Genomic DNA, 13,878 nt, shown 5'->3' on the forward strand with positions numbered 1-13,878 from the left:
GCCCGGGCCGGGCCAGGCGACGGCGGAACGGGCCGGGCAGGGCCGGGCGGGTCAGGCCGAGCGGAGCACCGGCGTGCCGGTCAGCCGCACCGAGGCCGCGCGCATCTCCTTCAGCGCCCGCTCGGTGGTGTGCTCGGCCACGCCCGCCGTCAGGTCGAGCAGCACGTGCGTCTCGAAGCCGGCGCGGCGGGCGTCCAGGGCCGTGGCCCGTACGCAGTGGTCGGTGGCGATGCCGACCACGTCCACCTCGCTCACCTCGCGCTCCCGCAGCCAGCGCTCCAGCGGCGTGCCGTTCTCGTCGGCGCCCTCGAAGCCGCTGTACGCCGCCGAGTAGGCGCCCTTGTCGAAGACCGTGTCCAGCGACCCGGCGGCGACGGCCGGCGCGAAGTTGGGGTGGAAGCCGCTGCCCTCGGTGCCCGCCAGGCAGTGCACCGGCCACGAGTGCTCGTAGTCGGGGTGGTCGGAGAAGTGGTCGCCCGGGTCTATGTGGTAATCGCGGGTCGCCACGATGTGCCGGTAGCCGGGGGCGGCCTGACCGATCAGGTCCGTGATGGCGGCGGCGACGTCGGAACCGCCCTGGACGGCGAGGCTGCCGCCCTCGCAGAAGTCGTTCTGCACGTCGATGACGATCAGTGCCCGGTACATGGCGCGTGCCTTCCGGATGGGGACGAGGTAGGGATCGGTGTGCGCCCCGATCCGGTGTAACCGAGGGTAGACACCGAACGGGTCGCACGGGAGTACGTGTGCCGCGGACGGCGGGCGCGCCCCTGGTCTTCCCGGGCGCACCGCCCGTCACACGTGTGGGCGCCGACCACCCCCGTGTCGAGCGACGGTCCGCTGGCTGTCTGGCTGGTCGGCTGTCTGGCTGGTTGCCCGACTGCCCGACTGCCCGACTGCCCGACTGCCCGGTTGCCCGGCGGCCCGGCGGCCTGACCAGCCGTCGCCAGGCCCGGTCCGGGCCCGGCGACGGCTGGCGGCCCGCCCAGGCGTACTCGGCCCACTCAGGCGTACTCGGTCGGCAGCACCGGCTCGCCACGGGAGAGCTGGGTCGCCGACAGGGGCAGGCCGGCGCGGGCCGCGGTGTGCCGGTCGCGGGCCGCGTCGAGCGGCTCGCGGGCGACGACCTCGCCGGCGCGTACCAGCTCCACCTGGAGCTGCCGGTCCGCCAGCTCGGGCGGCACCGGGCCGGAGCCCACGACCTCCGCCTCGGCCACGCCCTCCGCGTCCAGGCGGCGGGCGGCCCACTTGCGCCCGCCGATGGAGGTCTTGCCACCCATGGACTTCTTCGCGACCGGGACCAGTGGTGCCGAGGGGTCGTCGGAGGCGGCCCGGGCGACCAGCTTGTAGACCATCGAGCAGGTCGGGTGGCCACTGCCGGTGACCAACTGGGTGCCGACCCCGTACGCGTCCACCGGGGCCGCGGCCAGCGAGGCGATGGCGTACTCGTCCAGGTCGCTGGTCACCACGATCTTGGTCTGGTGGGCGCCGAGGTCGTCGAGTTGCTGGCGCACCCGGTGGGCCAGCAGGAGCAGGTCCCCGGAGTCGATGCGCACGGCGCCCAGCTCCGGGCCGGCGATCTCGACGGCGGTGCGCACCGCCTCGGCCACGTCGTAGGTGTCCACCAGCAACGTGGTGCCGCTGCCGAGCGCGGCGACCTGCGCGGTGAACGCGTCCCGCTCGCTGTCGTGCAGCAGCGTGAAGGCGTGCGCGCTGGTGCCCACGGTCGGGATGTTGTAGCGGAAGCCGGCGGCCAGGTCGGAGGTGGTCGAGAAGCCGCCGACGTAGGCGGCCCGGGCCGCGGCGACGGCCCCCAGCTCGTGGGTACGGCGGGCGCCCATCTCGATCAGCGGGCGGCCACCGGCCGCGACGGCCATCCGGGACGCGGCGGCGGCGACGGCCGAGTCGTGGTTGAGGATGGACAGGATCACCGTCTCAAGGAGCACGGCCTCGCCGAAGGTGCCCTCGACGCGCATCAGGGGCGAGCCGGGGAAGTAGACCTCGCCCTCGGGGTAGCCGTGGATGTCGCCGGAGAAGCGGTAGTCGGCCAGCCAGTTCAGCGTGGTCTCGTCCACGATCCGCTGGTCGGAGAGGAAGCCGAGGATGCCGCTGTCGAAGCGGAAGTTCTCCACGGCGTCCAGGACACGCCCGGTGCCCGCGAGCACGCCGTAGCGCCGGCCCTCGGGCAGCCGTCGGGTGAAGACCTCGAAGACCGAACGGCGCCCCGCGGTGCCACCCCGCAGCGCCGCCTGCAACATGGTGAACTCGTACCGGTCGGTGAAGAGCGCGGTGGAGGGCACGTCGACCGGCAGCCCAAGGTCCGCGGTGTTCATCGCGTTCCCGCCGGCCGCGGTGTGCGCGGTGGTCGGGGCGTTCTTGGCGTTCATGGCGTTCCCAGCATTCACGGCGGGGTGGACCCCGCGTCTCGGGTGGAGCGGTTGGGGGGATGCTACCTCCATTATTCGTCAGAGTGACGATTTCTAGGGCCGTTTGTGCGCCAGGCCACGCCGGGTGGCAGCATGGGACGGGTGAGCGCCCATCCCTGTCCACCCGCTGTCGCACGCACCGTGCCGTATCCGCTGCTCAGCGTGGCCCCCACCGAGATCGAGCGGCCCGACGCGAGCGAGGCGCCCGTCGAGGTGCCCGAGCCGGACGTGCCCTGGGTGACCGTGGTCCACAACGACCCGGTGAACCTCATGAGTTACGTGACGTACGTCTTCCAGAGTTACTTCGGCTATCCCAAGGACAAGGCACACCGGTTGATGATGGACGTCCACCACAAGGGTCGCGCGATCGTCTCCAGCGGGAGCCGCGAGGAGATGGAACGCGACGTGCAGGCCATGCACGGCTACGGCCTGTGGGCGACCCTCCAGCAGGACCGCTGATGGCCGGGCACTTCGAGGCGCTGCCCGGCGGCGGCGCCGCCGTCGCGCTGGACGAGGTGGAGATCTCCATCCTGCGCAGCCTCGCCGTCCAACTCCTCGAACTGATCGGGCCCGGCGAGGCGGCGGCGGACGACGACCCGCTGGCCGCGCTCTTCACCGACGGCCCGAGCAGCCCGCCGTCCGACCCGGCGCTCGCCCGGCTCTTCCCCGACGCGTACGGCGGCCCCGGGGCGGCCGACGACGAGCGGACGCGGGCCGCCGCGGCCGAGTTCCGCCGCTTCACGGAGAACGACCTGCGGGCGCGCAAGCGGGACGACGCGCTGGCGATGGTGCGCAGCCTGGACGCGCTGGGCTCCGGCGGCGCGGTGCTCGAACTGGGCCCGGACTCCTCCCGGCAGTGGCTCGGCGCGCTCAACGACCTGCGGCTCGCGATCGGGGCCCGGCTTGAGGTCTCCGACGACGACGAGGAAGCCAGCGAGCTCTACACCCTGCCCGACTCCGACCCCCGCAAGCCCATGGTGATGGCCTACCTGTGGCTGGGCGGAATGCAGGAGTCCCTCATCGAAACGCTGATGCCGTAGTCGACGGACGCGCCCGAGCGGCATCCCCCCACCGCGTGGGCCGCCGTCGGTGGGCCGCCGCACGCCGTCCGGTCCTTGAGTGCCACGCCCGTGGCCCGCGACGCGTATGTTCGGCTCGCCCCGGCTCCCGGGGCAGGGCGCGGTGGCGGTGTGACGGTGGCGTGACACGCGACCCGCCCGTGGTCGCGGGGCGGCGCACCGGTGATGATGGTGCGGCGGCGCGTGCGCGACAGGGGCGTCGCGGGCGCCGGCCAAGGCGCCCGCCGGGGCTCCCCGGCCATCGGCCCGCGCCGTCGGTGCTCGCGGTGGCGTACGGTCCGAGCTGGGACGCGGCCCGCGACGAGGCTGGCGGTGGGCCGGGCGGAGCGTGGTCCGGGCGGTCGCCGAAGCGCACCGGAGGCGAACCCTCCGGCCGGCGACGCGGCGTCCGCGAGGCGGCTGGCCGGTCGTCGGAAGCGGGACTTCCGGGCACCGGAACGAGGGTCTCCGGCCACTGGAGGCGAGGCTTCCGGTCGTGGGAGGCGGGGCTTCCGGTCGCCGGGCGGCGTGCGGGGCCGCTGTCCGGGTGATCTTGGTTCCTCGAACGGCCTCGCGGCGGGGCGACGGAGCGGTCGCCATATCCGGATAGATCGCGACTTGGCGTTCGCTCAACGGAGGCTCAAATCCGCATAACGATCCCATCACCGCGCCGGTGGGAATCGAACACTGATCTGCGGTTTGTCCTACTTTTTTCGTGACCTGCGTCGCGTCCGTCCCTACTGATCTCAGGTCGGCTCGTGGTAAATCTTCACGACCTGCCGTCCGCGACGCCACCCCTGTCGCGGCGGGAGCGCTGTGCCGACCGATCGTCGGCGTGCAGGACTCCATCCGGGGGGATCGGGACCCGATCCGGACAATCCGGATCGGTATGGAGAAAGGCGCACCACTTATGACCTCAGCGCAGGTCGACACGCGGAACGACGACGGCAGCGAGGCCACAGGGGTCGCGACCGACGAGGGCTACCAGCGAGGACTGGGAGCCCGACAGATTCAGATGATCGCCATCGGTGGCGCCATTGGCACGGGGCTCTTCCTCGGCGCCGGAAAGGCGATCACCAAGGCTGGCCCCAGCCTCATCCTCGCCTATGCCGTCGCTGGTCTTGTCATCTTCTTCATCATGCGGGCGCTGGGCGAGCTGCTCATGTATCGCCCCGTTTCCGGCAGCTTCTCCGAGTACGCCCGGGAGTTCCTGGGCCCCTTCTTCGGCTTTGTGACCGGTTGGACCTACTGGCTCTTCTGGGTCGTCACCGGCATCACGGAAGTCACCGCCGCGGCCAAGTACATGCAGTACTGGTGGAGTGACATTCCGCAATGGGTGTCCGCACTGGTCTTCACGGTCATTCTCTTCGGCGCCAACCTCATCTCGGTGAAACTCTTCGGCGAGCTTGAGTTCTGGTTCTCCATGATCAAGGTCACCGCCATTCTCGGCATGATCCTGATCGGCCTTGGCGTGATCACCATCGGCTTCTCCGACGCCGGCGACACGGCCTCCTTCACCCACCTGTGGGACGACGGCGGCTTCTTCCCCAAGGGCATCGACGGCACGCTGATGACCCTGCAGATCGTGATGTTCGCCTTCCTCGCCGTCGAACTCGTCGGCGTCACGGCGGGCGAATCGGTCAACCCCAAGAAGACCCTGCCCAAGGCCATCAACACCGTGCCGTGGCGCATCGCCGTCTTCTACCTCGGCGCCCTCATCATCATTCTCTCGGTGGTGAGCTGGACCGAGTTCGCGCCGGACACCAGCCCCTTCGTGGCCGCCTTCCAGAAGATCGGCCTTCCGGCGGGCGCGGGCATCGTGAACTTCGTGGTGCTCACCGCGGCGCTGTCCTCGTGCAACTCCGGCATGTACTCCACCGGCCGCATGCTGCGCGACCTGGCGCTCAACGGTCAGGGCCCGCAGATCTTCACCCGGCTCACCAAGAACGGCCTGCCGCTGTTCGGCACCAGCGTCTCGGCCGCGCTCATGATGGTCGGCGTCTGGATCAACTACGAGTGGCCGTCGAAGGCGTTCGACTACGTCGTCTCCTTCGCGACCATCTCCGGCATGTGGGCCTGGATCATGATCCTGTTCTCGCAGCTCCGCTACCGGGCCAAGGCCAACCGGGGTGAGCTGCCGCAGTCCACGTTCCGGGCCCCCGGCGCCCCGTACACCAGCATCTTCGCGCTGTGCTTCATCGGGATGGTCATCGTCCTGATGGGCTTCGACGAGGACGCCCGGGTCTCGCTCTACGCGGCGCCGATCTGGGGCGTGCTGCTGACCATCGGCTACTTCGTCATAAAGGGCCGCAACCCGCAGGCGTTCGCCCGCAAGGACTACTCGATGGCCGCGGCCAACGCGGACTGGGGCGACAGCGAGCCGCCCGTGGTCGCGCAGAAGTCCGCACCGGCCACCACCGGGTCCGCCGGGTCCGCCGACGGTGGCGCGGTCAAGGAGTCCGACGAGCCCGCGCCGGGCGACGGGGACGCCACCCGCGACAAGGACTGAGGCGGCACCCGCTCGACGCGCCCACCGGGCGCACCCGCGGCCCCGCGCCGCACCCGGGCCCGGCCCGTACCCGCACACGCGGATACGGGCCGGGCCCCGTCCTCGTCCCGCCCCCCCCGCGCGGGCCGCCCGCCGGGTCCCACGCCCCGCCCCGGGCCGGCGCGCGGGGCTCCTTATGCTGTCGCCATGCTGACCATCACCCAGGCCCTCCACGACCAGATCGTCGCCCACGCGCGCGCCGACCACCCCGACGAGGCGTGCGGCGTGGTCGCGGGCCCGGAGGGCAGCGACCGGCCCGAGCGGTTCATCCCGATGCTCAACGCGGCCCGCTCGCCCACGTTCTACGAGTTCGACTCCGGCGATTTGCTCAAGCTCTACCGCGACCTCGACGACCGCGACGAGGTGCCCGTGATCATCTACCACTCGCACACCGCGACCGAGGCGTACCCGTCCCGTACGGACATCTCGTACGCGAACGAGCCGGACGCCCACTACGTGCTCGTCTCCACCGCCGACACCGACGGCGCCGGCCCCTTCCAGTTCCGCTCGTTCCGCATCGTGGACGGCGTGGTCACCGAGGAGGACGTGCGCGTCGTCGAGGCGTACTGAGCCCCGCGCGGGCGGGCCGTCGCGCGGCCCGCAGCCGCCGCGTCCGGCGCCGGCGGCGGGCCGCGCGAGGGCCTCGCGTCTCACATGGCGCAACGCGGGAGTCCACCAGCCAAGACGGGCTATCCGGAGCGCGAGCGGGAATCGATACGATGAGCGCATGGTTGTCCATGACGTGAACGCCGCGACCCGCCGGGGGGTGACCCGCGCGCACCCCGCCACGCCGCCGGGCTCCCTGCTCGTCGCGCGGCTGCACGTCGATCTGTGCCGCCTCGCCAGCGCCATCTGTCCGCGGCGCGCCGCCGCCTGACCCTCGCGGCCACGCCCGCCCGCACACCGCGCCGTACGTCCACGCGCAGCCGCGTGCCGTTCAGTCGACATTCCGCACCTTCGCACTCCGACAGGAGCTCAGCCATGGCCATCGAGGTCCGCATCCCGACCATCCTCCGCACCTACACCGACGACCAGAAGAAGGTCGAAGGCAGCGGGGACACCATCGAAGCGCTCTTCACCGACCTCGAGACGCGGCACCCGGGCATCCGCGCGCGCCTGGTGGAGGACAGCGGCGAGCTGCGCCGCTTCGTCAACGTCTACCTGAACGACGAGGACGTGCGGTTCCTCGGCGGCATCAAGACGTCCCTCAAGGACGGCGACAGCATCACCATCCTGCCCGCCGTCGCCGGCGGCGCCCCCAGCCGGAACGACGCGGCCTGATGCGGTACGACAGCCCGCTGGCCGCCATCGGCAACACCCCGCTGGTGCGGCTCGCCCGCCTCTCGCCCTCCGCCGACGTGCGGGTCTGGGCCAAGCTGGAGGACCGCAACCCGACGGGTTCGATCAAGGACCGGCCCGCGCTCCACATGGTCGAACAGGCCGAGAAGAGCGGCCGGTTGACCCCGGGCTGCACCATCCTGGAACCCACCTCGGGCAACACCGGCATCTCGCTCGCCATGGCGGCCAAGCTCAAGGGCTACCGCATCGTGTGCGTCATGCCGGAGAACACCAGCGAGGAGCGCCGCCAACTGCTGGCCATGTGGGGCGCGGAGATCATCTCCTCGCCGGCCGCCGGCGGCTCGAACACCGCCGTGCGCGTGGCCAAGGAGCTGGCCGCCGAGCACCCGGACTGGGTCATGCTCTACCAGTACGGCAACCCGGACAACGCGGGCGCCCACTACGCCACCACCGGCCCCGAGATCCTCGCCGACCTCCCCTCGATCACCCACTTCGTCGCGGGGCTCGGCACCACCGGCACCCTGATGGGCGTCGGCCGCTACCTCCGCGAGCAGGTCCCCGACGTGCGGATCGTGGCGGCCGAGCCGCGCTACGACGACCTCGTCTACGGGCTGCGCAACCTGGAGGAGGGCTTCGTCCCCGAGCTGTACGACGAGTCCGTGCTCACCACCCGGTTCTCGGTGGGCAGCGAGGACGCGGTGCGCCGCACCCGTGAACTCCTCGCCGAGGAGGGCATCTTCGCCGGCATCTCCACCGGCGCGGCCCTGCACGCCGCGCTCGGCGTCGCCCGCAAGGCCGAGCGCGCCGGCGTCAGCGCCGACATCGCGTTCGTCGTCGCCGACGGCGGCTGGAAGTACCTGTCCACCGGCGTCTACACGGCGGCCACCACGGAGGAGGCCATCGCCACCCTCCAGGGCCAGCTCTGGGCCTGACGGCACACCGGCGGCGGCCAGGGCAGACCCCCGGCCGCCGCCGGGCCGCCGGCCTCCGGCCCTGATCCCGGCCGCCGCCCGGCCCGCGCGCGGGCGGGGTGCCGCACCCCCGCCCGGCCGGCGGGCTACTCGTCTCCGCCCCCGGCCCCGCCGTTCCCCTCGCGCCCGGTCGACCCCCGTCGGCCGGGCCGTTCGCGTTCCGGCCGGCCGGGGCGGCGCGGCCGGCGCCGCACCCACACCCGGCCGAGGCCGTCGCTGACGGCGGCGACCAGCGCGAGCACCAGCACCACGGCCACCGCGGGCCACCACGAGAACCCCATCCCGCCTCCCTTCGCCTCCGCCGTCCCACCCCGCGCCAGCGAACCCTTCCGCGTTGCGGTCGCGGCCCGCCCGGGACGTCGATCGCACCACCCGTACCAGACGGCCGCAAGCGAGCCCGTCATGACGCGCTGTGCCGAACACCCGCACGGCCCGGGAACGGGAACCCGGCCGTACGAGCCGGTTCCGAACGGGCGCGCGAGGCCCGGGCCAACGGGGGCGCGCGGCCGGTCCGGGGCCCGCGTTGGCCGGCTCCGGAAGCCGCCGGCGCCGGCCATCGAACACCCGCGCCCTCGTACCGGTGACATCGCCCACAACGCGCGCTGGCCGGGGAGCGACCAGCCCTTTCGCGCCTTACGCTCGTGGGCACCGCATGACCCCCCGGTCTCCGCCCCCCGAGGCTCCCCCCGCCGAGGGCTGGGAACTCCGGCACGGCGTACCCCCAAGGAGGTTCCTGCTTCATGAAGCTCACCGTCGTCGGATGCTCGGGGTCGTTCCCGTCCGCGGAATCGGCCTGTTCGAGCTACCTCGTCGAGGCCGACGGCTACCGGCTGCTGCTCGACATGGGCAACGGCGCCCTCGGCGAGCTGCAGCGCCACTGCGGTCTTTACGACCTCGACGCCGTACTGCTCTCGCACCTGCACGCCGACCACTGCGTCGACATGTGCGGCTACTTCGTGGCGCGCTACTACCGGTTCGACGGCGGGCGGGCCGGTGCCATCCCCGTCTACGGGCCAGAGGGCACCGAGCGGCGGTTGGTCACCGCGTACGGGGACGTGCCGCACGAGAAGTGCATGGGGGAGGTCTTCGACTTCCGGACGCTGACGCCGGGCACCTTCACGGTCGGCCCCTTCACGGTGCGTACGGCGCGGGTCTGCCACCCGGTCGAGGCGTTCGGGTTCCGCGTCGAGTACGGCGGCAGGTCGCTCGTCTACTCCGGGGACACCGGCCCGTGCCAGGCGCTGCACGAGCTGGCCGACGGCTGTGACCTCTTCCTGTGCGAGGCCGCGTTCACGCACGGCAAGGAGGACATCCCCGAGCTGCACCTCAACGGCCGCCAGGCCGGCGAGCACGCCGAGCGGGCGGGGGTCGGCCGGCTGCTGCTCACGCACATCCCGCCGTGGACCGACCCGCAGGTCAACCTGCGGGACGCGCAGGCGGTCTTCGAGGGCCCGGCGGAGTTGGCCAAGGCGGGCGCGACGTACGAGGTGTGAGCCGCGCGGCCCGAGCCCGGGCGCCCCGGCGACGCGCCCGAGCCCGGGCGCCCCGGCGGCGGCACACGCCACAACGGGCCAGCCGCGCCGGACAAGCCAGCCGAGCCAGCCAAGCCAGACAAGGCAGAGAAGGCAGAGAAGGCAGCCGAGCCAGGTACGGCGGAAAAGGCAGCCGAGCCAGGCAAGACAGAGAAGACAGCCAGGCAGGACGACGAAGGTCCCCGTACCGCGGACGGCGGTGCGGGGACCTTCGTGTGGTGCTGGTGCGGCGCGGGCGCCGCAGCCGTTACGGCTTCTTCTCGCCGTCGGGCGCTGGTTCGCCGGCGGCCTGCGCCGGCACCTCCGCCGAGCGCTCGGCGGCCTTGGCCGCCTTCCGGGCCTGCTTGCGCTCCTCGGCCGCGGCCTCGGCGGCTGCCTCGGCGGCGGCGTCGTCGAGGCTGTCCTCCGGCTCGCGACCCGGGGTCGGGATGTTGAACTTCAGGATCGCGAAGCGGAAGACCGTGTAGTAGATGGCCGCGAAGACCAGGCCGATCGGGATGATCAACCACGCCTTCTCGCTGTGCGAGTAGCCGAGCAGGTAGTCGAAGAGGCCACCGGAGAAGGTGAAGCCGCTACGGATGCCGAGCGCCCAGGTCAGCGCCATGGAGACACCGGTGAGGACGGCGTGGATGCCGTACAGGACCGGGGCCAGGAACATGAAGGAGAACTCGAGCGGCTCGGTGACGCCGGTGACGAACGCGGTCAGCGAGATCGAGATCATCATGCCCATCACGGCCTTGCGGCGCTCGGGGCGGGCGCAGTGCGCGATGGCCAGACCGGCGGCCGGCAGCGCGAACATCATGATCGGGAAGAAGCCGGTCATGAACATTCCGGCCGACGGGTCGTCGTGGAAGTAGCGCGCGATGTCGCCGTTGTACGTCTTGCCGTCGGCGGCCGTGTAGTCACCGAACTGGAACCAGGCGAACGAGTTCAGCAGCATGTGCATGCCGACCGGGATGAGCAGTCGGTTGACCAGGCCGAAGATGCCGGAGCCGATCGAGCCGTTGCCCGAGAGCCACTCGGCGAAGTTGTTCAGGCCGTCGCCGATCGGGGCCCACGCGTAGCCGAATATCACGCCGTAGCCCAGGCCCGCGAAGGACATCAGGATCGGGATGAAGCGGCGACCGCTGAAGAAGCCCAGCCAGTCGGGGAGCCGGGTGCGGTGGTACTTCTCCCACAGCACGGCGGCGGTGATGCCGACCACGATGCCGCCGAGCACGCCCGGGTCCTGCGGCTTGCCGGTGACGTCGCTGACGAAGCCGGTCAGCACGTTCTTGTAGACGAGGAAGCCGACGAGGGCGGCGAACGCCGTGGTGCCGTCGGCCTTCTTGGCGAAGCCGATCGCCACACCCACGCAGAACAGCAGCGCGAGGTTGTCGAAGAGCGAGTTGCCCGCGTGGGCGAAGATCTCGGCGAGCTTGTTCCAGCCGAGCCCGTCCTTGCCGAAGACATCGTCCTGGCCGAGCCGGTTGAGAATGCCAGCGGCGGGCAGAGCGGCCACCGGAAGCTGAAGGCTGCGGCCGATCTTCTGCATGCCCTGGATGGCGCCTGCGCCCCGCTTTTTCGCCGGGGCCGCCTTGGCGGTGGCCGTACTCATGGGATTCCTCCTGGTGAGGCGGGCTCTCAGGGGGAATGCCCGCTTCCTGGCTTATCCACCTCAGTGGTTTAGACCATTTTTAGCACGGGCTTACCTGGAACGGAATCACCAGTTTTCAGTGGACTGGACCACCCAGAGTGACAGGTCCCCGTCCAGTGGGGAGGGCCTTTGGCCAACTTGGCCGACACCCGTCCACGGCGGCGCCCGAACACCTGCCGTCGACGGCCCCCGTCACCGTGCTGACGTGCGGAAACGTGGTGATTCTCGACGCGGCGCGGATGGGCCGTGGGGGCGCTCAACCGCCGCGGGGAGCGTACGGGGTACGGGCATGCGGGACGCGCGGTGCGCGACCAACGCGGGTGAGCGTACGGGACGCGTGGGGCTCCGGTCGACGGGGGAGCGGTGGTGACCGGTCACCTGACGGGGGCGCCGGCGGTACGCCCCCGGCCCGAAGCCCGGACGGTGGCTCGGGAACGGGCCCCGACGGGCCGGGCTCCGCGGCCGGACGGGGCCGGAAGTCGCCGCTACCGGGCTGGGCGGGGCCGGAACCCGTCGCCGCCGCGCCCGCCGGGGCGGGAACCCGCCGCTACTTCACGTTCTCCTTCTCCATCTCCTCCGCGTCCGGCTCGCGGCCCGGCGTCGGCAGGTCGAACCGGATGATCAGGAAGCGGAAGAGGAAGTAGTAGACCACCGCGAAGCACAGCCCGATCGGGATGATCAGCCACGGCTTGGTGGCAAGCCCCCAGTTGATGAGGTAGTCGATCAGGCCGGCCGAGAAGCTGAACCCGTCGTGGATGCCGAGCGCCCAGGTCACCGCCATCGACACGCCCGTCAGCACCGCGTGCACCGCGTACAGCGCCGGCGCCACGAACAGGAACGAGTACTCGATCGGCTCCGTGATGCCGGTCACCAGCGACGTCAGGCCGACCGACAGCATCATGCCGCCCACCTCCTTGCGCCGCTCGGGCCGGGCGCAGTGCGCGATGGCCAGCGCGGCGGCCGGCAGCGCGAACATCATGATCGGGAAGAAGCCCGAGGTGAAGATGCCCGCGCTGGGGTCGCCGTTGAGGAAGCGGTTGATGTCGCCCTGGTACGTCTTGCCGTCGGAGGCCGTGTAGTCCCCGTACTGGAACCAGACGAAGGTGTTCAGGAACTGGTGCAGGCCCACCGTCAGCAGCGCCCGGTTGGCCACCCCGAACAGGCCCGAGCCCCACGAGCCGAGCCCGGTCAGCCAGTCGCTGAAGTCCACCAGCGCGTCGCCGACCGGCGGCCAGATCCACAGGCACAGCACCGCGAAGAGCAGCCCGCCGAACGCCATCATGATCGGCACGAGCCGTCGACCGTTGAAGAAGCCGAGCCAGTCGACCAGCTTCGTACGGTGGAAGCGCTGCCACACGCGCGCGCTGACCAGGCCCAGCACGATGCCGCCGAACACCCCGGGGTTCTGCGGCTCGCCGTCCTCCGGGAACTGCGCCAGCACGTTGTGGTAGACGAGGAAGCCGGCCACCGCGGCGAGTGCCGTCGAACCGTCCGCCTTCTTCGCCATGCCGATCGCGACGCCCACGCAGAACAGCAGGGGCAGCCCCAGCACCGGATCGAGCAGCGCGCCGCCCGCCCCGGCGAACACCTTGGCCACGTTCTCCCAGCCCAGGCCGTCGGAGCCGAACACGTCCTTCTGCCCGAGCCGGTTCAGGATGCCCGCCGCGGGGAGCACGGCGATGGGCAACTGGAGACTGCGGCCGAGCTTCTGCAAACCCTGGAAGAAGGACGAGGTCCATGCCTTCCGCGGCGCCGCCGCGCTGCTCACGCTCATGACCGTCCTCCCGGCGGCAGTTGGCACCCGCCTTTGCCGCATACTGGTGTAGACCACATGTCGCCGCGGCATGGGTCAGCTCGCACCGCGGCGATGATCGCCATCCTTCGCCAAGTAGCGGACATACGCCCGCGAAGTTGGTCTAAACGTGCGTTACGGTATGAAAAACGCTCGGCGGGACCGCCGAAGGGCCGAGAAAACAGGAGTGGACATGGCCAGCAAGGCTGAGAAGATCGTCGCCGGGCTCGGTGGCCTCGACAACATCGAAGAGGTGGAGGGCTGCATCACCCGCCTCCGCACCGAGGTCAGCGACGCTTCCCTGGTCGACGAGGCCGCCCTCAAGGCCGCCGGAGCGCACGGCGTCGTCAAGATGGGCACCGCCATCCAGGTCGTCATCGGCACCGACGCCGACCCCATCGCCGCCGAGATCGAAGACATGATGTGAGGTACGCCCCCACCGGCGCACCCCACCCCCGGCCCCGCGACCACTGACCCGGCGCCCCGGCCCCGGCACCTCCGGAACCCCGGCCCCCGGCGGCCCCGACGCACCAGGCACCCCGGCGCCCACGGCAGCACCCACCTGCCACCGCCCGCCCACCACGCGTCAACCCGCCGACCAGCAGGGCGACTTGGGCCA

At 71.5% G+C, this 13,878-nt stretch carries 14 protein-coding genes; 9 read left to right on the forward strand and 5 right to left on the reverse strand.

The window, feature by feature from the left end:
* Window positions 1-51 precede the first annotated feature (51 nt).
* Window positions 52-645 carry a nicotinamidase gene (locus tag AC3CHW_RS22750; RefSeq protein ID WP_187062020.1) on the reverse strand — a complete coding sequence of 198 codons (594 nt, stop codon included), beginning with the start codon at window positions 643-645 and terminating at the stop codon, window positions 52-54.
* A 356-nt stretch (window positions 646-1,001) separates the two neighbouring features.
* Window positions 1,002-2,330 carry a nicotinate phosphoribosyltransferase gene (locus AC3CHW_RS22755; protein WP_398610828.1) on the reverse strand — a complete coding sequence of 443 codons (1,329 nt, stop codon included), beginning with the start codon at window positions 2,328-2,330 and terminating at the stop codon, window positions 1,002-1,004.
* A gap of 246 nt (window positions 2,331-2,576) precedes the next feature.
* On the opposite strand from AC3CHW_RS22755, the gene clpS reads away from it, so the two are divergent.
* The 7 genes from clpS (at window position 2,577) to AC3CHW_RS22790 (ending at window position 8,260) form a co-directional block, all read left to right on the forward strand.
* Window positions 2,577-2,882 carry an ATP-dependent Clp protease adapter ClpS gene (clpS, locus tag AC3CHW_RS22760; protein WP_176166091.1) on the forward strand — a complete coding sequence of 102 codons (306 nt, stop codon included), beginning with the start codon at window positions 2,577-2,579 and terminating at the stop codon, window positions 2,880-2,882.
* Entirely contained in the window at window positions 2,882-3,463 is a 582-nt protein-coding gene (locus AC3CHW_RS22765) for a DUF2017 domain-containing protein (RefSeq protein ID WP_187062021.1), read from the forward strand. The genes clpS and AC3CHW_RS22765 overlap by 1 nt, the downstream gene beginning before the upstream one ends.
* 928 nt (window positions 3,464-4,391) lie before the next feature.
* On the forward strand, window positions 4,392-5,990 hold the full coding sequence (locus tag AC3CHW_RS22770; protein ID WP_488467679.1) for an amino acid permease: 1,599 nt from the start codon (window positions 4,392-4,394) through the stop codon (window positions 5,988-5,990).
* Window positions 5,991-6,176: 186 nt separating this feature from the next.
* Window positions 6,177-6,599, forward strand: a complete 423-nt coding sequence (locus AC3CHW_RS22775) for a M67 family metallopeptidase (RefSeq protein ID WP_398610760.1) — start codon at window positions 6,177-6,179, stop codon at window positions 6,597-6,599.
* 157 nt (window positions 6,600-6,756) lie between these two features.
* Complete coding sequence (locus tag AC3CHW_RS22780; RefSeq protein WP_176161853.1) at window positions 6,757-6,906, forward strand: putative leader peptide; 150 nt, start codon at window positions 6,757-6,759, stop codon at window positions 6,904-6,906.
* 104 nt (window positions 6,907-7,010) lie between these two features.
* Complete coding sequence (locus tag AC3CHW_RS22785; protein WP_176161852.1) at window positions 7,011-7,310, forward strand: MoaD/ThiS family protein; 300 nt, start codon at window positions 7,011-7,013, stop codon at window positions 7,308-7,310.
* The gene (locus tag AC3CHW_RS22790) at window positions 7,310-8,260 is read left to right on the forward strand and encodes a PLP-dependent cysteine synthase family protein (protein ID WP_176161851.1); all 951 of its coding nucleotides are present in this window, start codon (window positions 7,310-7,312) and stop codon (window positions 8,258-8,260) included. Before AC3CHW_RS22785 ends, AC3CHW_RS22790 begins: the two co-directional genes overlap by 1 nt.
* A gap of 125 nt (window positions 8,261-8,385) precedes the next feature.
* Here AC3CHW_RS22790 and AC3CHW_RS22795 read toward each other — a convergent pair whose 3' ends face one another.
* Window positions 8,386-8,580, reverse strand: a complete 195-nt coding sequence (locus AC3CHW_RS22795; RefSeq protein WP_488467680.1) for a hypothetical protein — start codon at window positions 8,578-8,580, stop codon at window positions 8,386-8,388.
* 459 nt (window positions 8,581-9,039) lie between these two features.
* Here AC3CHW_RS22795 and AC3CHW_RS22800 point away from each other — a divergent pair, with 459 nt between their 5' ends.
* Window positions 9,040-9,792, forward strand: a complete 753-nt coding sequence (locus AC3CHW_RS22800; protein WP_187061734.1) for an MBL fold metallo-hydrolase — start codon at window positions 9,040-9,042, stop codon at window positions 9,790-9,792.
* 286 nt (window positions 9,793-10,078) lie between these two features.
* Here the strand turns inward: AC3CHW_RS22800 and AC3CHW_RS22805 are convergent, their stop codons facing one another.
* Window positions 10,079-11,428, reverse strand: coding sequence for a PTS transporter subunit EIIC (locus AC3CHW_RS22805; RefSeq protein WP_398610758.1), 1,350 nt, complete (start codon window positions 11,426-11,428; stop codon window positions 10,079-10,081).
* A 586-nt stretch (window positions 11,429-12,014) separates the two neighbouring features.
* Entirely contained in the window at window positions 12,015-13,241 is a 1,227-nt protein-coding gene (locus tag AC3CHW_RS22810; protein ID WP_398610757.1) for a PTS transporter subunit EIIC, read from the reverse strand.
* A gap of 160 nt (window positions 13,242-13,401) precedes the next feature.
* Here AC3CHW_RS22810 and AC3CHW_RS22815 point away from each other — a divergent pair, with 160 nt between their 5' ends.
* A complete protein-coding gene (locus AC3CHW_RS22815; RefSeq protein WP_176161846.1) occupies window positions 13,402-13,686 on the forward strand; it encodes a PTS sugar transporter subunit IIB in 285 nt (94 codons plus the stop codon).
* Window positions 13,687-13,878 lie beyond the last annotated feature (192 nt).

It is taken from the genome of Streptomyces sp. MGP-BFMKR1, assembly GCF_057766585.1.